This window comes from Mycolicibacterium peregrinum (assembly GCF_001665625.1).
GTDB lineage: Bacteria > Actinomycetota > Actinomycetes > Mycobacteriales > Mycobacteriaceae > Mycobacterium > Mycobacterium peregrinum_B.
Map to the genome: position 1 here is coordinate 24,151 of NZ_LZSY01000159.1, position 21,900 is coordinate 46,050.

The window sequence follows — 21,900 nt, forward strand, 5'->3', positions numbered from 1 at the left end:
GTGTCACGGCGACGGCGAGCCGTCCGATCACGGTGGTCCGGCCTTGTATCCCACTCCTCGAACGGTCAACACCACCTGCGGGTTCTCGGGATCCTTCTCGACCTTGGCCCGCAACCGCTGGACATGCACGTTCACCAAACGGGTGTCGGCGGGGTGGCGATATCCCCACACCTGTTCGAGCAGCACATCACGAGTAAACACCTGGCGTGGTTTACGTGCCAGCGCCACCAGCAGGTCGAACTCCAGCGGCGTCAGCGAAATCTGCTCGCCCTGCCGGGTCACCTTGTGGGCGGGCACGTCGATCTCGACATCGTTGATCGAGAGCAGCTCGGCAGGCTCGTCTTCGTTGCGGCGCAGCCGCGCGCGCACCCGGGCCACCAGCTCCTTCGGCTTGAAAGGCTTCATCACGTAGTCGTCGGCGCCGGACTCCAGGCCGAGTACCACGTCAACCGTGTCGGTCTTGGCCGTCAGCATGACGATCGGCACGCCGGAGTCGGCACGCAGCACCCGGCACACGTCGATCCCGTTCATGCCGGGCAGCATCAGATCCAACAGGACCAGGTCAGGCCGCAATTCGCGGACCGCTGTGAGCGCCTGGCTGCCATCGCCGATGACCGCGGTGTCGAATCCTTCACCACGCAAGACGATGGTGAGCATCTCGGCCAGCGATGGGTCGTCGTCGACGACAAGGATCCTTTGCCTCATGGTGTCCATGGTGTCACCCGATAGCGATAAAACCGGGGTACCACACGCGGGTTTCTCCGCTTTATCTGCTGCTTAGCCGCCCCGCCAGGGCTGCCGGGTCCACATCCGGGCCCGCGACCGCCCATCGGCCGCACCAGTCGGCGGCTGCCAGCGCGGCATACACCGCACCGGTGCGCTGTTGCAGCCCGCCGTCGCGCTCGTAGGCGTCCTTGGCGCGGTCGGCTTCGGTGTTGGCGCGATGCTCGGCCCGCGCAGCAGCCAGCTCGGTGGGGACATCGAGCAGAATCTGCCAATCCGGGCTGGGGAGTTTCAAACGGTCGAACTCGAGCTCACGCACCCAGGCCACCGCTTCCCCGTCGGCACCCTGGTGGAGCCGGGCCGCGCTGTAGGCCGCGTTGGACGCCACGTAGCGATCCAGGATGACGACGTCATAGGCGGCCTGCAGGTGTTCGATCTCCTCCCGGGCACCGGCACGGTCGAGCGCGAACAGGGTGGCCATCGCGTAGACGGATCCGGCCAGATCGCCGTGGGCGCCGTGCAGCGCCTCGGCGGCCAGGTCCGCGGGCACCGAGCGGTGATAGCGCGGGAACGCCAGACTGCCGACAGAGAGGTGGTCGGCCTCGAACGCCGCCCGCAGGCCGCCCGTCAACGTACGTTTGCCTGCGCCGTCGACACCCTCGATCGCAATGAGCACCCCGCGAGCCTAGCTCTGCGGCGGCCGTCGCCCCCCAATGTCACGCCAGAGTGGCGCCAGCCCTCGAGCGTCACGCTGGAGTGGCGGCCGCGCGTCAGCTCGGCCGCTGCGCGGGCGGCACATAACCCGGCGTGAATCCGCGTTCCTGCACAATGAGATTCAGTCCGCCGAGCGAGCACTCCTCGATGTCGTCGAAGGCGATGTCGGGTTTCAGGTCGGTGTGGAAGATGGGATGACCGTCGGCGTCGTAGCCGCCGTAGCCCTTGTCGGCGTAGACGTCGACGTACTTCACGAGGCCCATGGCGTCGGCAGCCCGACGGGCGTAACCCTCACCGCCCCCGGACCAGAGCATGATCCGGGTGTTCTTCATGCTGGCCAAGGTGATCAGTAGCGTGCGGATGCGTTCGTTGGCCACATAGCCATCGGTGATCGTGTTGTCCCGCAACGTCCCGTCGATGTCGAAGGCGATCGTCACCTGCTTCATTTCCATCCCCCCTATTGACCGCTCAGCCAGCCATACACCCGCAGACTCACGGCCCCGAACAACAGCAACGGGCCCAGGACATCTGTCAGCGGAGTCGATCCCACCGCCGCAGTGACCGCTCCGGCGACGATCGCAAACCCCAGGAACCCTAGCCGGACGGCCAGGAAGGTTCGTTCACGTAACACTGCGTACAGCGTCGGGCGTGGCACGCTGCGCACCAGCCAGGCGATCACCGCCACCAACCCGAGCGACAGCAAGGCAGTGAAAATCCTTGGTACCACGGTCGGTTGGGAATCTCCGTGCACGGCCATCACGGAGATCATCGCGAGGGCCAGCAAGATGACGCACGCGGTGGAGACGCGCAGAACCCGGATCAGCACCACCCCGATGTTGCGGCGGGCCAACGCGCCCAGTCCCGGATCCAGCCGGCCCGCCCCGAGGAAACCGTTGATCGACGTCGTCAGTTTGCCCCACTTCAGCCTGGCGACCGCCAGATTGTGAACCGCCGAAGCATGGTCGGGTTCCAACCGCAGGGCCGCCTGGTAGCTGTCCTCGGCAGCGGTGAAACTCCCCAGCGCCCGGTGGATGTCGCCGCGCAGCACCAGCGAGTCCGCCGACTCCGGGTACAACCGGAGGGCTTCGTCGATCACGTCGAGCGCCTCTCGCGAACGCCCGGCCTCGTGCAACAGACTGGCGTAGGTGTAGTGCACGGAATAGATGTGCGGATTCTCCGTGGCTGCTTTCCACGCCATCTGCAGCGCTTCCTGCCGCCGTCCCTGTCCGTTCAGCGCGAGGGCATACACACGCATCACGTGTTCGTCGCCGGGAGCGGCGGCCAACGCCGAATGAGCGGCCTGCGCCGCCCGCTGATAGTCCTTCAACCCCAGGCACGCACGGGCGTACTGCGCAAGGAGTCCGGCATCGTTGGGGGCTTCGGCCAACGCGGACTGCAGCACTTCGGCAGCCCGCTGGTAGTTTCTTGTGCCCAGATACGCCTCGGCGACATCGCCGGGGCCTGCGGCTGCCGACGTCACCGAAGTTTGTTCCGCCGCATGTATTTTGCGAGATCGTCGTAGGTGCCGTCGCGGTTGCTGAACTCCACGACGTTACGTGCGGTCTCGAACCACGGTCCGGTCGACGGCCGGATCTGCGCCACCGCGGCGTCGATGTCGGACATCTGAACGGGCCGCACCTGACCGCTTCGCAGAGATTCGGCCATCGCCAATTGCGTTGCGGTATCACAGACATGGGCCAGGTCGGCGCCGGAGAAACCGTCGGTACGTTTGGCCACCGACGCCAGGTTGATGCCCTCCACCGGCCGGTCCTGCAGATGCAACTTCATGATCGCCGCACGCGCATCGACGTCAGGCAATGACACGAAGATCATCCGGTCGAACCGGCCGGGCCTGCGCAGCGCGGCGTCGACGTCCCATGGAGCGTTGGTGGCGCCCAGCACGTAGACACCGTCGTTGTCGGATGTGGCCGAATCCAGTTCTTCCAGAAGGGCGTTCACGACGGTCCGTAACCCGGCAGACCCGCTCAGTGCCGAACGACGATGACCGAGCGCATCCACCTCGTCGAAGAACAGCACGCAGGGCGCGTTGCGACGCGCGTTGTCGAAGATCGCCCGGACACTGTGTTCGCTCTCGCCGAGCCAACGGGACAACACGTCGGCGATCCCGACCTGATAGAAGTTCGCCCCGAGTTCGCCGGACACCGCCTTGGCGATGTACGTCTTGCCGCATCCGGGTGGGCCGTACAGCAGCAGTCCGCCGCGCGCGGACACCTTGAATGCCTTCATCAGCTCGGGATTGCGGATGGGGCCCAGCAGTGAGAGCTCGAGCTGTTTCTTGACCTCGGCCATCCCCGCGATGTCGTCGAGCCGGACCGACGTGCGCTGCAGTGCGTCGTAGTCGTTCTCGTTGACGGCTTCGGCGGGTTCGGTGACGAATGCCGGTTTGACGATGTCGGCGACCTCCTTCTCGGCCGCCGTCCAGTCGAAGCCCCGAGCGGGCTCTGCGGGCGCAGCAGGGGCTGACGCGCCCGCCAGGCCGGCGCTGCACTGCTGCAGCAGCGTCACGGCCCGGATGTTCGAGGCGTCCTGGGCCAGCACTGCGCTGCAATGTGTCAGCGCCTCGGCATAGCGGCCCCGTTCGACCAGCAAAGTGGCCAGGTGCAGGCGCAACTCTGCCAGCTCCGGGCTGCGTTCAACAGCGGCAGCTAACTCCTGGATGACTGCGTCCTCAGCCATGCAAACCCCCGATCGATCGCTGGTGAAATCCTATCCGGAGCTCGACGCCGCCTCCTGCGGGTAATCCGAGGGCCCTCCGGGGCGTCCGGTACGGTCGCCTGATCCCAGGAATCGCCGACGTATGAGGTAGCGGATGCACCAGAACACAGTGCTCGCGGTGAAGCCCGCCGCAGCAACCCTGCTGGAGATGCTGCAGCAGCGGGCCGCGACGTATCAGGACAAGGTTGCGTTCAGCTTCTCCTACGACGGCGACGACCAGAACCGCACCCAGCTGACCTACCGCGACCTGGATCGACGGGCCCGCGCGATCGCGTCCACCCTGCAAGAACTGGGCGCTGCCGGTGAACGCGTTCTGGTCCTGTGCCGGCCCGGCCTGGATTCCGTCGCCGGGTTCTTCGGCTGCATCTACGCGGGCGCTGTCGCCGTGCCGGTGCACGAGCGGCTGGCTCCGCGTCTGTCCTCGGTGGTGCCCGACGCACATGCGCGCTTCGCCCTGGCCACCGCCAAGACGCAGGCGAAGATCAAGGCCGCCATCGATGAGTTGGCCGAGGGGCGTGACCTGCGGTGGGTCCGCACCGATGAGGTGGACGGCGCTTCCGCAGACGGCAGCGGCTGGGCAGCACCCGATGTCGACGCCGACGCGATCGCCATGGTGCAGTACACGTCTGGCTCCACCACGACCCCGAAGGGCGTCGCCCTGACGCACCGAAACCTTATGCACAACATGGAGTCGATCCGCCAGGTATGGCACGGCGACGACACCGCAACCAGCGTGTTCTGGCTGCCGTCCCACCACGACATGGGGCTGATCGGCGGGATCCTCTCGATGATCTACGTCGGGTGCACCACCCATCTGATGTCGCCGTCCTCCTTCGTCAAACGGCCGATGGGCTGGCTCGAAGCGATCTCCCGGCTTCGCGCAACCTTCACCGCCGCACCGAACTTCGCCTACGACCGGTGTGTCGACGAGAGCACCGCAGAGCAGCGCGCGGCGCTCGATCTGTCCAGCCTGGCCACCGCCATGAACGGCGCCGAACCGGTACAGGCCGCCACGCTGGAGAAGTTCGCCGAGGCGTTCGCACCGGCGGGCTTCCGGCCGGAGGCGCTGTGTCCGGTGTACGGGCTCGCGGAGGCGACGTTGCTGGTGTCCGGCGGGTCGGACTCCGCGTTGCCGGTCGTTGCACACGTCGATCGCACCAGCCTTCAGGTCGATCGCGTCGTCGACGTCGACCCGGGTCATCCGGCTGCTCTGGCGTTGGTGGGATGCGGTCGTCCGCGAGGCGGCCAGGACGTGGCCATCGTCGACCCGCTGACCCACCAGCCTTGTGGGGCAGACGAAGTCGGCGAGATCTGGATCGCCGGTCCCAGCGTCGGTTGGGGCTATTGGGCCCGACCGGACGAGACGACGCAGACGTTCTCGGCGACGCTGCCAGACGAATCCGGCGGCCCGTTCCTGCGCACCGGCGATCTGGGTTTCCTTCGTTCGGGCGAGCTGTACATCACGGGACGCTGCAAGGACCTCGTCGTCATCCGTGGCGGCAACTACTACCCCAACGACATCGAGCGGACGGTGCAGGACTGCCATCCGGCACTCGTCTCGGGCCGCGGCGCCGTCTTCACAATCACTCCCGGCCTGGGCGCCGTCGAACAGATGGTGATCGTGCAGGAGGTGGCGCGCCGACGAGAGGGGTCGGCCGACCTCGCCGCGGTGGCCGATGCGATCCGGACCGCGGTGACCACGCGATACGGAGTCGAGCCGAATTCGGTTCTACTGGTGGAACATCTGTCGATTCCGACGACGTCGAGCGGCAAGATCCAACGGGGCCGGTGCCGGCAACAGTTGCTCGACGACGAGATCGCACCCGTGGCGCACTGGCGTAGGCCGTCGGCACTTGATGACCTCGCCAAGGCCAGGGAACTCGAGGCGGCGATCCAGATCGCCGAGCTGATCAAGGCGGAGGCGGCCCGCCAGCAGGCCGCCGGCCAGAACTGACTCAAAAGCTGACCAAGATTGTTAGCTGACCGTGGCCACCCGGTCGGGTGGCCACGGGTTATCGCGTCCGAATCTGGTCGGCACGACCCAGGCACGGCCCGTACCGCGAGCCACGGTTTCCGCCCACCCACGCACAAATGACGCTGCACCGAGATGCCTCGACCTCGCGCGCCTGCCCCATCCGAGCCGGATGACCGACTACCGGCAGCACGCCCGGAACGGGGCTTGATCGCATGAATCATGTTGTCAGACAAATTTTTTGACAGACGACACACGATCTCGCCGGGCGCCCGGCGACGCGAATCGATACCTCACCCCGAGGTCGTTCGCGACATAAGGAAATGTCTAATTATTAGCCCAAATGAGGTTCGAGCCCAGCGAGCAGCGGATTCCCGCGCCGCAACGCGTTGCTCGAAAGCGCGGAACCTTAAACTGGCTACATTCGTTGCCCAAATTTTGCATCTGCAACTACTTGGCCAGGCTATGGTCTGTCCGATTATTTACAGATGCGAAAGGAGATGCCGTGCATCTCGTTGCTCAGCCCCACACTGCCGTGGGTGCAAAGCAAGAAACCACCCGTCACTGGCTCACTGCAGCCGGAGTCGTTGTCGCCGCTGCCGGAATGATCGCTGCCACGCCGGGGATCTCCCCGGTCCAGGCCGGCGTTCAGCACGACATCCAGGCCGACGCGGTCCGGCTGACGGCGGGTTGGGACCCCTTCGCGCCGTTGCAGGCGGCCTTCGACACTGCGAAAGCCAACGGCACGATCCTGGGCGACAACTTCCTGTTGGCCCCGGGAGTCGGACTGCAACAGGCGATCGCCAACCAGATCGGTTACGCCAAGCAGCTGTTCGACGACCCGTCGAGCTTCGAGGCCGTGTCGCAACAGTTCGCCGCCAATGCGATGAAGGTGCTGACCGGTCTCACCCTGATCGGCGCGGACGAGGAAACCAGGGACGCTGTGGTCAAGCACACCCTGGGTGGTATGCACGGCATGGCGCTCGACATGTTCCCCGGCTTCCTGGCCGAAGGTGTTGACCCCGAGGCCTTCTCGGCGGTCATGAGTGTATTGGCCTCGCCGCTGAGCGGTGTGCTCATCGGCTCCATCGGGCCGGTCGTCAGCCCCGCGGTGGCGCTCCTCAACAGTGCCGTGGCGATCTCAAACGCGCTTCAGGCCGGTGACTCGACGACGGCGCTCTCCAGCCTGCTCGGGGTACCGGCCGGCATGGTCGACGCGTTCCTCAACGGTGCCAACCTCAACCTCGATGCGCTGGCGCCCATGATCAACGATGCGGGGCTGATCAAGGACACCGTCACCATCGCCGGGCTCAACATCGCGTTCGGCGGTCTGCTCACCCCGGGCTCCACCGATCGGAGCACCTACGAGTACACCGACGAAGACGGCAACAAGGTCACGATCCCCTCGGTCGGCGGCTCGATCTTCAACAGCCTCGGCATGGATATCAAGCTCGGTGCCCTGCCCATCTCGGTCAAGGGTGAGGCCGTCGGCCCGATCGGCGCCCTGCAGGGTCTGTCGCAGACGGTCGGCGTGCTGCTCGGCAGCGGCTGGGACGATTGGGACGGTAAGGGGAATGCTCCTGCCCCGAAGCCCCCGCTGTTCGGACTGCATCCGCTCGCGACGGGCGACATTCTGAGCGACACCGCCGAAAGTGCAGGCGTCACCAAACTTCGTGAAGCGTTGAAGGGTGCCGCTGTCGAGAACATCGTCAAGAAGCTGCAAGGCATCACCACGGGCACCGAGGAGGCCGCCGACCTGGCTGCCGCTCCGGTGACGGATGCCGACAGTTCGGTCACCGACAGTTCAGCCGCCAACGCCATCGCAGCGGCCAACGAGCTGACGCACACAACCGTGAACAAGACCGTCACGGTGTCGTTGGAGAAGCCGGCCGCCGTACCCGCGGCCGCGGATGCCACCAAGACCCCGGCCGCCACCAAGGTCGATGCCGCTGACGAGGCAAGCATCGCCGGCGAGACCGCCGGAACGGCAACGGAATCGGCTGACGATGCCGGGACCGTAGTGAAGGCGACGCCTAAGGTCCAGACCCGCCTGAAGGCGCCGTCCACCCGGCCGGCCGGCCCGACGGACAAGGCCCCGCGCAGCAATCTGGTCAAGGGCGTCAAGGATGCGGTGAAGAACGTCCGCAACGGACTGGGCGCGAACAGCACCCGCAAATCCAGCGAATCTTCCTCCAGCTCAAGCGGTTCGAGTGCCGGTGCGTCCAGCTCCGGTTCCGAAGCCACCAAGCCGGCCAAGAAGGACGCCGGCAGCAAGAGCAAGCACGACAACAAGAAGTAATCGGCCAGCAGACAGAAAAATGCCCCAAATCGCTTGATTTGGGGCATTTTTCCGTCTGGTCGCGCTACCTCAGTGACTCAGTAGCGGTAGTGCTCCGGCTTGTACGGGCCGTCGACGTCGACGCCGATGTACTCGGCCTGCTCCTTGGTGAGCTTGGTCAGCGAGCCACCCAGTGCCTCGACGTGGATGCGCGCCACCTTCTCGTCGAGGTGCTTGGCCAGGCGGTAGACCTCGTTGTCGTACTCGTCGTTCTTGGTCCACAGCTCGATCTGGGCGATCACCTGGTTCGAGAAGCTGTTGCTCATCACGAACGACGGGTGCCCCGTGGCGTTTCCGAGGTTGAGCAGCCGGCCCTCGCTCAGCACGATGATCGACTTGCCGGTGTCGCCGAAGGTCCACTGGTCGACCTGCGGCTTGATGTTCAACCGCGTAGCACCCGACTTCTCCAGGGCCGCCATGTCGATCTCGTTGTCGAAGTGGCCGATGTTGCCCAGGATCGCGTGGTCCTTCATCGCCTTCATGTGGTCCAGCAGGATGATGTCGAAGTTGCCGGTCGCGGTCACCACGATGTCGGCGTTGCCGATCGCCTCTTCGACGGTCACCACGTCGTAACCGTCCATCAGCGCCTGCAGGGCGTTGATCGGGTCGACCTCGGTGACCTGCACGCGCGCGCCCTGACCGGCCAGCGACTCGGCACAGCCCTTGCCCACGTCGCCGTAGCCGCAGATCAGCACCTTCTTGCCGCCGATCAGCGCGTCGGTGCCACGGTTGATGCCGTCGACCAGCGAGTGCCGGGTGCCGTACTTGTTGTCGAACTTGCTCTTGGTGACCGAGTCGTTGACGTTGATGGCCGGGAACGCCAGCTCACCCGCGGCGGCGAACTGGTACAGCCGCAGCACGCCGGTGGTGGTCTCCTCGGTGACACCCTTGACCGACGCGGCGATCTTGGTCCACTTGTCCTTCTCGGTCTCGAAGCGCTTGCGCACCAGGGACAGGAAGACCTTCCACTCGGCCGAGTCGTCTTCCTCGGCGGGCGGGACCACGCCGGCCTTCTCGTACTCGGCGCCACGCAGCACGAGCATGGTGGCGTCGCCGCCGTCGTCGAGGATCATGTTCGCCGGCTCACCCTCCCAGGTGAGCATCTGCTCGGCGGCCCACCAGTACTCCTCCAGCGTCTCGCCCTTCCAGGCGAACACGGGGGTGCCCTTGGGCTCCTCCGGCGTGCCGTTCGGACCGACGACGACCGCCGCGGCAGCATGGTCCTGGGTGGAGAAGATGTTGCAGGACGCCCATCGCACTTCGGCGCCGAGAGCAACCAGTGTCTCGATCAGCACCGCGGTCTGCACGGTCATGTGCAGTGAGCCGGAGATGCGGGCGCCTTTGAGCGGCTGCACGTCGTGGTATTCGCGACGCAGCGCCATGAGGCCGGGCATCTCGTGCTCGGCCAGGCGGATCTCCTTGCGGCCGAATTCGGCCAGCGAGAGGTCGGCCACCTTGTAGTCGATACCGTTGAGGCTGTCGGCCTTCAACTCGGTCATGTAGAGCCCTCTTTCAGTCGTGATTGCTTGCACGCGCACAGACGCGCCCAACGGCGACGCCACACGCAGATACCTCTAGCCTGCGGGCTCGCGGGACAGGCGCTCATGCGGAGTAACGGCAGCGGCGCTCTGACAGCTACGGGGTATCTATGACACCGTAGCGCTCGGCGAAAGGCGTCATGAGTCGGGCCAGGTCACCGGCCACGTCGTGGTCCGCCTCGGGCGGCATCGACACGTAACTCATCGCCAGGCGCACGATCGCGCGGGCCAGCACCCCGGCGTCCTCGTCACTGGCTTTCATCCAACTGTTCTGAAAGGTTCCGGTCAGCCGGGCAGAGCATCGCGAGATGATCGGGCCGCTGCCGGTGGTGATGATCTGGAGCAGGTCGGGCTTGGAAGCGCCGGTGAGCAACGAGATCACCAGCGGATCGGCGGCCGATTCCAGGAAGAACGCCCGGAACCCCTCCAGGAACGCCGCGTGCACCTCGCCGACGTTGTTGTTGATCGCATTGTCGACCGCGTCGACCAACCGGTCCGCCAGGCGCATGGCATAACCCTCGGCCAGTCCCTGTCGGGACCCGAACTCGTTGTAGATCGTCTGACGGCTGATCCCCGCGACCTGGGCCACGTGCGAGAGCGTGATGGCCGACCAGTCGCGGGTCAACAGCAGTTCCCGCATGCCGTCGAGAATCGAATCGCGCAGCAGCACCCTGGATGCCTCCGCATACGGGATGCGCTGTTTGTCTCGCGGCCGACTCACACGGGCGACAATATCGCTTTCCGTCCGTGTTTCGAGCGCGTCGCTCGAAGCCGTCAAGGCCGTGCGACCTCGACCATCTCGAAATCGGTCTTCGCAGCGCCACAATCCGGGCAGCTCCAGTCCTCGGGGATGTCATCCCAGCGGGTCCCCGGGGCGATGCCGTCCTCGGGCCAGCCCTTGGCCTCGTCGTACTCGAATCCGCACTGGACGCAGATGTACAGCTTGTACGGCTCGGTGCCGGTCGGCTCCTCGCGCAAGCGCTCGTCGGTCATTTCACTGCTCCCATCGGTTCGAAGTCGACCTTCTCCCGCACCGCACAGTCCGGGCAGCACCAGTCGTCGGGCACGTCGCTCCATGGCGTTCCAGCCGGGAACCCCTCTCGCGGAGCGCCTTTCGCTTCGTCGTACACGTAGCCGCATCCAGGACACTCGTAGGCGCTCACGCGGCATCACCGGCCCCGTAGCGCGCCAACACCTTCGCCCGCAGCCGCGGCTGGATGTTCACCTTGGTGATGTCACCGTCGTAGTGCTCCAGCACCCGGTGGTCCATCAGCTTGCGCCACAACGGCGGCAGGTAGGTGAGCCCGATCAGCGACGCATACCCACTGGGCAGGTTGGGTGCGCCGTCGATGCTGCGCAGGGTCTGATACCGGCGGGTGGGGTTGGCGTGGTGATCGCTGTGCCGCTGCAGGTGATACAGGAACAGGTTGGTGACGATGTGGTCGGAGTTCCAGCTGTGCACCGGGGCGCACCGCTCGTAGCGACCGCTGGCCGTCTTCTGCCGCAACAGCCCGTAGTGCTCGAGGTAGTTCACCGATTCCAGCAGGCTGAAGCCGTAGATGGCCTGGATGACGATGAACGGGATCAGCGCGGGTCCGAACACCGCGATCAGGATGCCGAAGAACACCACCGACATGGCCCACGCATTGAGAACGTCGTTGGACCAGTGCCACGGCGACTTGTCCTGCCGGCGCAAGCGCTGGGCCTCCAACTCCCACGACGAGCGCAGGCTACCGAACACGCTGCGCGGCAGGAACTCCCAGAAGGTCTCGCCGAAACGCGCCGACGCGGGATCCTCGGGCGTGGCGACCCGCACGTGGTGCCCACGGTTGTGCTCGATGTAGAAGTGGCCGTACCAGGTCTGGGCCAGCGTGATCTTGGACAGCCAGCGCTCCAACGAGTCTCGCTTGTGCCCCATCTCATGCGCGGTGTTGATGCCCACCCCTCCGAGCACACCCACCGACAGCGCGATACCGATCTTGGCCGGCCAACCGAGTCCGCCGTCGAACCCGAGCCAGCTGAGATCGGACGCCGTGAACAGATACGCGCCCATGACGACGCTCGCGTACTGGAACGGGATGTAGAGGTAGGTGCAGTACCGGTAGTACTTGTCGTTCTCCAGCTGCTCCATCACCTCGTCGGGCGGGTTCTGGCCGTCGGGCCCGAACCGCAGGTCCAACAGCGGCAGCAGCACGTAGAGCAGAATCGGCCCGATCCACAGTGGCACCTGGGCGGCGGTGTGCCAGCCGAGCTGGTTGAGCCCCCAGATCAGCGGCAGCATCACGAAGATCGCCGTCGGGGCGATCAGGCCCATGAGCCACAGATGCCGCTTCTTGTCCCGCCACTGCCCGACGTCTGCGACGTCCGGTCCGCTCGAGAGTTCCGCCACCACGATGAGCCTCCTTGTGTGAGTGCTGTCACTGCGATGACTTGACTATAAGCGCGCCTATGTCTCTTGTCTAGACATTGACCTATCTTTTGTAAAGTGACCCAGGCCACGAGGGATCCACTGTGGTCGAGCGTCGATTTCAGCTACTGCGACGGCGTCGCCGCGACTTCCCTACTGGCCAGCGTCGAATGGCTCCGGCCGTACACGGCGTACACCACCACCCCGATCACCATCCAGAGCAGGAACCGGATCCAGGTCAGCCCGGTGAGGTTGAGCATCAACCACAGGCACGCCAGGATCGCGGCGATCGGCAACACCGGCACCCACGGCACGCGGAATCCGCGCTTCAGGTCGGGCCGGGTCCGCCGCAGCACGATCACCCCCGCCGAGACCAGCACGAAGGCGAACAGCGTGCCGATGTTGACCATCTCCTCGAGCCGGCCCATCGGGAACACCGAGGCGGCGATCGCCACCAGCACCCCGACGATCAGGGTGATGCGGACCGGCGTCCCGTGGGTGCCGGTCACGGCCAACTGTCGCGGCAGCAGACCGTCGCGCGACATCGCGAACAGCACGCGGGTCTGTCCCAGCATCAGCACGATCACCACCGTGGTGAGCCCGGCAAGCGCGCCGATGGAGATCACCTTCGCGGCCCAGTGCACACCGTTGGCTTCGAAGGCAGTGGCCAGGTTGGCGTGGCCGTCGGGTGCATCGCGCAGCACGGTGTAGGACACCATGCCGGAAAGCACCACCGACACCGCGACGTACAACACGGTGACGATCCCGAGTGAGGCCAGGATGCCGCGGGGTACGTCGCGCTGCGGATCGCGGGTCTCCTCGGCAGTGGTTGCGACGACGTCGAACCCGATGAACGCGAAGAACACGATCGAGGCACCGGCCAGCACCCCGTACCAGCCGTAGTGGCTGCCCGCCGCTCCGGTCAACAACGAGAACAGTGACTGGTCGGCCCCGCTGGCCCCCTCGCCGGCCTCGTTCGGCGGAATGAACGGGGTGTAGTTGGCGGCCTTTATATAGAAGGCGCCCACGACCACCACCAACAGCACGACCGACACCTTGATGACAGTGATGACCAGGCTGAAGAGCGCTGACAACTTGGTGCCCACCACCAGCAGAACCGTCACCAGCGCGATGATCACCAACGCGCCCCAGTCGATCTCGAGACCGCCGAAATCCGCGATCCCGCCCCCGAACCCGAACACGGTTCCGAGGTAGCTCGACCACCCCTTGGCCACCACCGCGGACGCGACGGCGAACTCCAGGATCAGGTCCCATCCGATGATCCACGCCGCGAACTCCCCGAACGTGGCATAGGAGAAGGTGTACGCGCTACCGGCAACCGGCACGGTGGAGGCGAACTCGGCGTAGCACAGGGCGGCCAACCCGCACGCGACGGCGGCGATGACGAAGGCAATCGAGATCGCAGGCCCGGTCAAGTTGCCCGCCGTGGAAGCGGTGATGGTGAAAATGCCCGCACCGATGACGACCGAGACACCGAACACCGTCAGGTCCCACCAGGTGAGGTCCTTGCGGAGCCGGGTCGACGGTTCGTCGGTGTCGGCAATCGACTGTTCGACAGATTTGATTCGCCGAAGGGCAGACATCCCGTCATGCTCCCATCACGGTGGCGGTGAAACCGGTAGGACTCTCAAACTTCGCCGAACCGTGCCCTGCCGCGAGAGTGGGGCGTACGTCACACTCGGCGCCGATCGTGATACGGTCCGCGCATGGCTGAGCTCCCCTACTTCGACCTGCTGATCGATGAACGGCAGGAAGGTGGCGAAACGGGCCAGCTGTGGGAAAACCAGGTGCACTGGGGCTACTGGGAAGATCCCAAGACCGCCAAGGGCACCCGGGATGACTACATCGCGGCCATGGAGCAGATGGACCATGTCCTGTTCGCCGCCGGAAAGGTTGCCGACGGGCAGAAGCTGCTGGACGCCGGCTGCGGGTTCGGTGGGACCATCCAGCAGATCAACGGCACCTACTCGGACATGGACCTCACCGGCCTCAACATCGACCCGCGCCAGCTCGCGGCGGCCGAGGCCCAGACCAAGCCCGTCAACGGCAACAAGATCGGTTGGGTCGAGGCCGACGCCTGCCAGTTGCCGTTCGAGGACAACTCCTTCGACCGTGTCCTGGCCGTCGAATGCATCTTCCACTTCCCGTCCCGCGAGAAGTTCCTCGCCGAAGCCGCGCGGGTGCTCAAGCCGGGCGGGTACCTGGCGGTGTCCGACTTCGTACCGACCCTGATGTTCTTCGGGAAGACCCCGATCTGGATGGCGATCCGTCCCCGGATCGCGAAGTCCTACGGAACGCTCGGGAATGTCCCGCTGCGGGGTTACCGGTCCATGGGTAAGCGTGCGGGGCTCGAGCTCGCCGAGAAACGCAACATCCGGAAGAACACCTTGCCGACGTACCCCTTCCTGCTCAAGTTCTTTCGCGAGCAGGGGTCAGCGGACGCCCAGAAGACGATGATCGTCGGCACACGCTGGATGAAGTGGCTGTCCAAGGCCGGCCTCATCCAATACCGCGTGTACACGTTCCAAAAGCCCGCCTGACCGGTAGCCGGATCGGCCTGAAACTCCTCGACTGACGCGGCGCCGCCCGCGCAGGCCGTCATGCGCCGAGGCCGGCCGAGACCAGGGGCACCAGACTCACTCAGGCTCAGCGGTTCTCCCCGGATACGCGTCGCAGGACGTTGCCGACCGGCAACGTCCTGCGCAAACGATTCAGGTTGGCTCAGAGGGTGGGCATGAATTCGGCGAGTGCCAGGATCATGAAGACCACCAAGGCGAGTCCGATCAGCCCGCCGGCGGGAATCATGGCCACGCACACCACTATCCACACAAGAAGCCTCGGCCATTCGAACGGCTGGTTGCCCATCACACCGCCGCGGCGCTCCCGGAACGTGTGATAGGCCGCCCACACGCCCGCGCCGGCAGCGGCGCAGCCGATGATCTTCAGGCCGTCCGGCGCCACCAGCAGGGCAACGCCCGCCATGATCGCCACGGCCGCAAGGCGGGCCGCCACTGCCGTGCGAAGCCCGGTCACGCGCGTGATCGCCGAGCCGCGATCCGGCTCACCGCGGTACCGCGGTAGCCGCCCGTCGATACCCAACATTCGCCAGATCCAGCGCGACCACACCGTCCGCAAACCGAGGTCCTCGGCTACTCGCCGAACATCGGCAGCCGATTCAGCCATCATCTGGCGCGACTGATCGCTCCGCCAGAACGCAGCCTTGAAAACCCGTCGCGGAACACCGAATTGCCGGGCAAATGTGCGCGGCGGCCCCATCATCTCCCCGATCAACCACCGCAGAAAGAACGGGAAAAGAATTGCGTACCACGCTCGCTTGCGCCGACTGACGCTCTGCATTCGCTGAGCCAGAAGGTCGTCGGCAAACGATATATGGCGCGCTTCCTCGGCCAGGTGAATGTAGGTGATCTTGTTCAGCAGCGGCGGCACGTGCGCTGCGCCACGATGCTGCAGCGTCTGCTGGAAGTGCAGCGGCTGTTCACCGCACAGCACCCCGATGAAGTGAATCATGTTGGCATAACCGCCGATAAAGCCCAGGATCGGTCCGATAAACCGGGACCCTCGCCGCATTCCTGGCACGTCCTCGCCAGTGCGGTTGACGAATTCCTGGAACATCTGGATGTGATTGCATTCGTCGATCAGTTCGTGGAGCAGATACTGGAATACCGGCGAACCATTCGGCATCTTGCCGGCGTAATGCACCACTCCTCGAATCAACATCATTTCGAATTGGAGGGTGACCTTCAGGGTGTTCGCAGTTACCCAGCGTCCCATGTCGATACGGCGCTGCAAAGGCTGTTGGGCATACCATTCAGTAGCCGCGAGCGGAGCACTGTCCGGGTCGAGTTGCCATCGCGGGTCGTCGTCTGCCAGCGCGTTTTCGGGTGCATCCCAGTCGATGTCAACGTACGGATCGAAGCGTCGACGGACCGTCGCACGAGAGAGGGCCTCCACCCTGTCGAAATAGAGGTCCCCCGTTGCCGTGCCGTCCGCGTCGCTGACCGTTGCCATTGCCCCATCCGTTGACTGTGAGTTTCCTTGCAGAGGGTATCAACTTGAGAGCCATATCACGCCTCCAGCCACAGGATTGTGCCACGAGTTGTTGCACGTTCGTTAGACAGGCCCACTGGGCGGGACGCCCGGTTGCGCCGCCCGGGTGCGCGGACCGTGCCTGCAGCGCAGCGCAGGCCCAAACCCGGACACCCAGGAGCACACTCCCCAATCGAGGACGCGTGGCCCGTCGTTACAGTTGACGCTGCTTCTGATTTTTGTGCGCCGGACGCCGTGGGCCCAGTACCGTGTCGATCTAATGCACAGCTCATCCAGAACCCTCGCGACCCACGCCGTTGTCATCGGCGGCAGCATCGCCGGGCTGTGCGCGGCCAGGGTCCTCGCCGATCACTACGGCCTCGTCACCCTGTACGAGCGTGACGAGCTGCCGGATCAGCCCGTCAACCGCGGCGCCATACCGCAGGGCCAACATGTGCACCTCCTGATGGCTCGCGGGGCCGACGAGTTGGAGGCCCTCTTTCCCGGATTGCTCGTCGACATGGTGGCCGCGAACGTTCCGGTGGTGGAGAACCGACCGTCCTCCATCCACTTCGAGGCCGGCGGGCACCTGCTCGGCACCGGACAGACGCTCGAGTCAAACTTCACCGCGTACGTGCCCAGCCGCGGACAGCTGGAATGGCAGATTCGCAGACGGGTGTCGGGATTGCCCAACGTGCAGATCCTGCGACGGGGAGTGAGCGAACCGCAGTACGACCCCGGTACCGAACGGGTCACCGGCCTCGTGCTCGACGACGGTGAACAGGTTGCGGCCGACATGGTGGTCGACGCCTCCGGCCGCGGCAGTCGGCTGCCGGTGTGGTTGGAACAGTGGGGCTACGAGCGACCGCCCGAGGAATCGATCAAAGTCGGGGTCACGTACGCGTCACAGCGGGTCCGTATCCCCGCGGAGCTGATCAACGAGAAAATGGTCGTCGTCAGTGCGGCGCATGACAGCGGTCTTGGTATGGGCATGCTGTTCCACGAGGATGGCATCTGGACGGTCACCGCGTTCGGTGTCGCCAAGGCCGAGCCACCGAGCGATTTCGCCGGCATCAAACAACTTGGTGGCACCGCGCTGCCACCGCACCTTGCGACGGCGTTGCGCGCCGGTGAAGCGGTGGGTGACATGAACTTTCACCGTTATCCGGTGGCCAAGTGGCGGCGCTACGACAAACTGGACCGGTTCCCTGACGGGATCTTTCCGTTCGGCGATGCGGTGGTCAGCTTGAATCCGACGTACGGGCAGGGCGTGACCATGTCGACCGTGCAGGCGGCCAATCTGCGCCAGGTGCTCGCCGAAGGAACCCAAGATCTGGTTCGCCGACTGGCACGGCGCACCGCGAAAACCACCTACCCGGTGTGGATGATGAACTCGGTTGCCGATCAGGTGAAGCACGGGGCGGAAGGCGACAAGGCCTTCTGGTACAGCCCGTTGTTCGGTCTCTTCAACCAGTTCCTCGGCGCAGCCGAAACGGATCCCGTTCTGGCCGAGTGGTTTCTGCGGCGTACGAGCATGCTCGACAGCCTGTGGCTCACTCCACCCCCACGGATCGTCGGACGTGCGATCCGCCACAACATCAAGGCGTGGCTGGCCGAACGCCGCCGGCGCCCCAATGGCTCCGAGCAGTCGGTTACCGCCCGCGGCCGATCTGCCGGCTAGATCCCGATCGTCACGCGGAACAGTTTCGTCGGCTCGGCCGCGGTCAGCCGGATGGGACCGTCCTCGGCCGCCACCCACGCCGCCGCGCCACGTTGCAGCGTCAGCTTGTCGTCGTCGGCATAGATCACGGCGGCGCCTTCGATACACAACAGCAGCTGCGGACCATCGTGGTGGGAGTGCACGTCGATCTCGTCACCGAGGTGCTCACCGTCGACCGTCAGCGCCGACACCGCGAATTCCTGCGCGGGCGTCCGATAGATGGTTTCCGTTCCCTCCGTGACGGTTTCCGACCGCAGCCGATCTTCCGGCGTCGGGGTGAAGTCCAGCACCCGCAATAGTTCCGGCACGTCGACGTGCTTCGGGGTCAGCCCGCCGCGCAGCACGTTGTCCGAGTTGGCCATCACCTCAACGCCGACACCATGCAGATAGGCGTGCAGATTTCCGGCGGGAAGGTAGATGCCCTCGCCGGGTCCCAGGCTGATGCGGTTCAGCAACAGGGAGGCCAACACCCCGGCATCGCCGGGGTATCGTTCACCGAGTTCCAGCACCGTCTTGACCTCGGCTGCGAATTTCTTTGCCCCGGAACGGATATAGTGGACCGCCCCGTCGAGAACGGCCGGCACCAACACGTCGAGATCGGGCTGCGGCGCGGTGATCCAGGTGGTGAACAGGGCCCGCAACCCGTCGGCATCGGACTGATCCGACAGCAGGTTGATGAATGGATCGAGATCCGAGACCGCCAGCGCACGCATCAACTCGACCGTGCGGTCTACCGGGCGGAATCCGGCCAGTGCATCGAATTGTCCCAAAGCAACCAGCAATTCGGGTTTGTGGCTCCGGTCACGATAATTGCGGACGGGTGAGGACACCGGGATGTCGAGTCGGTCCTCGCGGTCGAAGCCCTCCCTCGCCTGCGCGGCACTTGGATGGGCCTGCAACGACAACGGCTCATCTGCGGCCAGCACCTTCACGAGGAAGGGCAGCGCATCGCCGAATCTGCCGATCGCCACGCTGCCCAGTTGCCCCTCGGGGTCGTCCTGAACGGCCTGGAGCAACGACTCTTCACCGTGTTCGGTCTGTAGCCACGCCGGGTCCTGCGGATGTGCGCCGAGCCACAGCTCGGCCTCCGGATGGATTGTCGGACTGGGCCTTCCGGTGAAATCAGCGATTGCAGTGCGCGAACCCCAGGCATAGGTCCGCACCGCTCCCCGTAGCAGATGCACGTCTTATCCTCGAACCAGTTTCAAATACACGGCCGTCATCTCCAAGCGGACAGCCAGAACCGCCAGTTGTTGTTCCGGGCGCCCCACCGGCAGGGTCGTCCCAGCCTGGTCCGGCACATCCTCGGCACCGATCATCACGATGTCGTCGAAGCCGCTGACCCTCGCCCCCACCAGTTGTCGTTCGGTATCGGTGATCAAGGCGAACGTACGCATGCGGCGCGGCAGCGGTCCGTCGATCTCCTCGTCGTGGAACAAGGACCGGGCCTCAGGGTGGGCGACCGCGCCGCTGCCGATCGCAGCGAGAACGTCACCCAGTCCGGCGGCGGCCACCACTTCACCCGCCAGCCTCAGCATCACCGTCGCCCCGTGCCGGGCCAGCGCCAGGGTGGCCGGATTGTCACCGGCCAGCACGACCGCCCTGTCCGACATCCGTTCGGCCAGGGTCTTGGCCGGGTTGGTGAACAGGTCCCGTCCGGCGCTGTTGCGAAGGGCCTCGGCATCCAATTCGTCTGCGAGCGCGGCCAGATCCACGCGCATACCGTGATCCACCACTTGCAGCGCGGCCAGACCCGCGGCCAGGTATCGAGTCAGTCCGAAGTCGTCGGGAACCCACAACCTGGGTGCCAGCACCACCGCGCGTCCGGCCGCGACATCACGCAACGGGCCCTCGTGCGGCGCCACGATCAGCACCCGGGCCCCGCGACGCACCCCGGTGGCCGCCGCGTTCACCAGAGCCGGATCACCCGGATCGTGACCGGCCACGATCACCACGTCGAGTGCCCCCAGCCACGGCGGGGTCTCGGCGGCCACCACGATGGGGGCGGCGATCGATGCGCCGAGAACGGCGGCCAACATGGCGCCTGCATTCTCGGCAGCGCCGCGACCGGCAACCCAAATCACCGTCCGCGGAGGATGATCGGCGTGCAGCGGGTCGAGCACTCCTTCGGCCACTGCCGCGGCGGTCGCCCGAACCTGGGCGCCCGCCATGGCCGCCGCCCGTAGCAGACCGTTGCGGTCGGCGGCCAGAAGTCCGTCACCGTCGTCCAGGTCGACCGTGGCGTCCACGGCGTTCACGGCACCGGCTCGCTCACCCCACGGATCTGTCCCAAAACTCTGTCGACGAGCGCGGCGACGTCCTCGGCAGTGCGTGCTTCCACGTTCAGACGCAGCAGCGGTTCGGTATTCGACGTGCGCAGGTTGAACCAGCTGCCACCGCCGAGATCGACGGTGACGCCGTCGAGGTGGTCGATGGACTGGATCGAACCGGAGAACGACTTCAGCACGGCATCGACACAGGCCGGCGCGTCGCTGACGGTGAAGTTGATCTCGCCGGAGGCCTCATAGCGCTGATAGTCCGCCATGAAGTCAGACAGCGGACGATCCTGCTCGCCCAGGGCGGCCAACACGTGCAGGGCCGCGAGCATGCCGGAATCGGCGCCCCAGAAATCACGGAAGTAGTAGTGCGCCGAGTGTTCTCCGCCGAAGATGGCGCCGGTCTCGGCCATCAGGCCCTTGATGTAGGAGTGCCCGACCCGGGACCGCACAGGAGTGCCGCCGCGCTCGATCACCAACTCGGGAACAGCGCGCGAGGTGATCAGATTGTGGATCACGGTGGCACCGATTTCCCGCTTGAGCTCACGGGCGGCCACCAATGCCGTCACCGCCGACGGCGAGACCGGACGGCCGAGTTCGTCGACGACGAAGCAGCGGTCGGCATCACCGTCGAACGCCAGGCCGATATCGGCGCCGCTGGCCAGTACGTGGGCCTGCAGGTCGACGAGGTTGGCCGGATCCAGTGGGTTGGCCTCGTGATTGGGGAAGCTGCCGTCGAGTTCGAAGAACAACGGGAGAATCGTGGCCCCCGGGATCGGCCCGAGCACCGCAGGCGTGGTGTGGCCGGCCATTCCGTTGCCCGCGTCCACTGCGATGCGCAGCGGACGCAGCCCGGCCAGATCGACCAGGGAGCGGAGGAAGGTGCCGTAGTCCACCAGCACATCGCGATCGGAGATCACACCGGGCGGGCCGTCGTGGGCAGGCACCCCCGAAATCACCTCGTCGGAGATCGTGGACAGTCCGGTGTCCTTACCAACCGGTTTGGCTCCGGCGCGGCACAGTTTGATCCCGTTGTACGCGGCCGGGTTGTGGCTGGCGGTGAACATCGCTCCGGGGCAGTCCAACAGGCCCGAGGCGAAGTAGAGCTGATCGGTGGAGGCCAACCCGATGCGGACCACATCCAAGCCCTGGGCTGTCACGCCGTCGGCGAATGCGGCCGCCAGCGTCGGCGAACTCTCTCGCATGTCATAGCCGATCACGACCTGTGTGGCGCCCTCGGCGCGGACCAGGCGAGCGAACGCACCGGCGACGTCGGCCACGAACGCTTCGTCGATCTGGCTACCGACCAGACCACGGACGTCATAGGCCTTGATGACATCGTGAACAGCCGCCGCTGGCCTAGACATATAGCTCCTTGTGAAACGGGATCGTTGGCGCCAGCCTAACC

The 21,900-nt window shown here is 65.6% G+C and carries 19 protein-coding genes; 4 read left to right on the forward strand and 15 right to left on the reverse strand.

Annotated features, from left to right (window positions below):
* Window positions 1-27: 27 nt before the first annotated feature.
* The 5 genes from mtrA to A5779_RS25035 form a co-directional block, all read right to left on the reverse strand.
* Window positions 28-714 (reverse strand): two-component system response regulator MtrA, encoded by a 687-nt coding sequence (gene mtrA / locus A5779_RS25015; protein ID WP_019343547.1) that lies wholly within the window; start codon window positions 712-714, stop codon window positions 28-30.
* A 52-nt stretch (window positions 715-766) separates the two neighbouring features.
* The gene (locus A5779_RS25020) at window positions 767-1,399 is read right to left on the reverse strand and encodes a dTMP kinase (protein ID WP_064886428.1); all 633 of its coding nucleotides are present in this window, start codon (window positions 1,397-1,399) and stop codon (window positions 767-769) included.
* 94 nt (window positions 1,400-1,493) lie between these two features.
* Complete coding sequence (locus A5779_RS25025; RefSeq protein WP_131811692.1) at window positions 1,494-1,883, reverse strand: HAD family hydrolase; 390 nt, start codon at window positions 1,881-1,883, stop codon at window positions 1,494-1,496.
* Window positions 1,884-1,894: 11 nt separating this feature from the next.
* The gene (locus A5779_RS25030; protein ID WP_064886430.1) at window positions 1,895-2,917 is read right to left on the reverse strand and encodes a tetratricopeptide repeat protein; all 1,023 of its coding nucleotides are present in this window, start codon (window positions 2,915-2,917) and stop codon (window positions 1,895-1,897) included.
* Window positions 2,914-4,134, reverse strand: coding sequence for an AAA family ATPase (locus tag A5779_RS25035; RefSeq protein WP_064886431.1), 1,221 nt, complete (start codon window positions 4,132-4,134; stop codon window positions 2,914-2,916). Before A5779_RS25035 ends, A5779_RS25030 begins: the two co-directional genes overlap by 4 nt.
* A 133-nt stretch (window positions 4,135-4,267) precedes the next feature.
* Between A5779_RS25035 and A5779_RS25040 the strand changes: the two genes are divergently transcribed.
* Both A5779_RS25040 and gjpA read left to right on the forward strand, forming a co-directional pair.
* Entirely contained in the window at window positions 4,268-6,127 is a 1,860-nt protein-coding gene (locus A5779_RS25040; RefSeq protein ID WP_064886432.1) for a fatty acyl-AMP ligase, read from the forward strand.
* A gap of 523 nt (window positions 6,128-6,650) precedes the next feature.
* Complete coding sequence (gjpA, locus tag A5779_RS25045; protein WP_131811693.1) at window positions 6,651-8,444, forward strand: outer membrane porin GjpA; 1,794 nt, start codon at window positions 6,651-6,653, stop codon at window positions 8,442-8,444.
* A gap of 77 nt (window positions 8,445-8,521) precedes the next feature.
* Here gjpA and ahcY read toward each other — a convergent pair whose 3' ends face one another.
* From ahcY to A5779_RS25070, 6 genes are all read right to left on the reverse strand, one after another.
* Window positions 8,522-9,982: an adenosylhomocysteinase gene (gene ahcY / locus A5779_RS25050; protein ID WP_064886434.1), complete on the reverse strand. Its 1,461-nt coding sequence runs from the start codon at window positions 9,980-9,982 to the stop codon at window positions 8,522-8,524.
* 136 nt (window positions 9,983-10,118) lie between these two features.
* Window positions 10,119-10,742, reverse strand: coding sequence for a TetR family transcriptional regulator AlkX (alkX, locus tag A5779_RS25055; RefSeq protein WP_055111995.1), 624 nt, complete (start codon window positions 10,740-10,742; stop codon window positions 10,119-10,121).
* Between the two features lie 53 nt (window positions 10,743-10,795).
* A complete protein-coding gene (locus A5779_RS25060) occupies window positions 10,796-11,014 on the reverse strand; it encodes a rubredoxin (protein ID WP_055111993.1) in 219 nt (72 codons plus the stop codon).
* Window positions 11,011-11,184, reverse strand: coding sequence for a rubredoxin (locus A5779_RS33185; RefSeq protein ID WP_082448908.1), 174 nt, complete (start codon window positions 11,182-11,184; stop codon window positions 11,011-11,013). The genes A5779_RS25060 and A5779_RS33185 overlap by 4 nt, the downstream gene beginning before the upstream one ends.
* Complete coding sequence (locus A5779_RS25065; RefSeq protein WP_413784938.1) at window positions 11,181-12,335, reverse strand: alkane 1-monooxygenase; 1,155 nt, start codon at window positions 12,333-12,335, stop codon at window positions 11,181-11,183. The genes A5779_RS33185 and A5779_RS25065 overlap by 4 nt, the downstream gene beginning before the upstream one ends.
* Window positions 12,336-12,553: 218 nt before the next feature.
* Entirely contained in the window at window positions 12,554-14,032 is a 1,479-nt protein-coding gene (locus A5779_RS25070; protein ID WP_003882728.1) for an amino acid permease, read from the reverse strand.
* Between the two features lie 123 nt (window positions 14,033-14,155).
* Between A5779_RS25070 and A5779_RS25075 the strand changes: the two genes are divergently transcribed.
* A complete protein-coding gene (locus tag A5779_RS25075; protein WP_064886436.1) occupies window positions 14,156-14,989 on the forward strand; it encodes a class I SAM-dependent methyltransferase in 834 nt (277 codons plus the stop codon).
* 181 nt (window positions 14,990-15,170) lie between these two features.
* Here the strand turns inward: A5779_RS25075 and A5779_RS25080 are convergent, their stop codons facing one another.
* Window positions 15,171-16,478, reverse strand: a complete 1,308-nt coding sequence (locus A5779_RS25080) for an AurF N-oxygenase family protein (protein ID WP_064886437.1) — start codon at window positions 16,476-16,478, stop codon at window positions 15,171-15,173.
* Between the two features lie 298 nt (window positions 16,479-16,776).
* Here A5779_RS25080 and A5779_RS25085 point away from each other — a divergent pair, with 298 nt between their 5' ends.
* Entirely contained in the window at window positions 16,777-18,177 is a 1,401-nt protein-coding gene (locus tag A5779_RS25085; RefSeq protein ID WP_064886438.1) for an FAD-dependent oxidoreductase, read from the forward strand.
* Here the strand turns inward: A5779_RS25085 and manA are convergent.
* From manA to A5779_RS25100, 3 genes are read right to left on the reverse strand one after another with little or no spacing between them, the layout of a single operon-like run.
* Window positions 18,174-19,400, reverse strand: a complete 1,227-nt coding sequence (gene manA, locus A5779_RS25090; protein WP_064886439.1) for a mannose-6-phosphate isomerase, class I — start codon at window positions 19,398-19,400, stop codon at window positions 18,174-18,176. The two genes, A5779_RS25085 and manA, sit on opposite strands and share 4 nt — an antisense overlap.
* A 3-nt stretch (window positions 19,401-19,403) precedes the next feature.
* Entirely contained in the window at window positions 19,404-20,474 is a 1,071-nt protein-coding gene (locus tag A5779_RS25095) for a hypothetical protein (protein WP_064886440.1), read from the reverse strand.
* Window positions 20,471-21,859, reverse strand: a complete 1,389-nt coding sequence (locus tag A5779_RS25100; RefSeq protein ID WP_064886441.1) for a phosphomannomutase/phosphoglucomutase — start codon at window positions 21,857-21,859, stop codon at window positions 20,471-20,473. Before A5779_RS25100 ends, A5779_RS25095 begins: the two co-directional genes overlap by 4 nt.
* Between the last annotated feature and the right edge of the window lie 41 nt (window positions 21,860-21,900).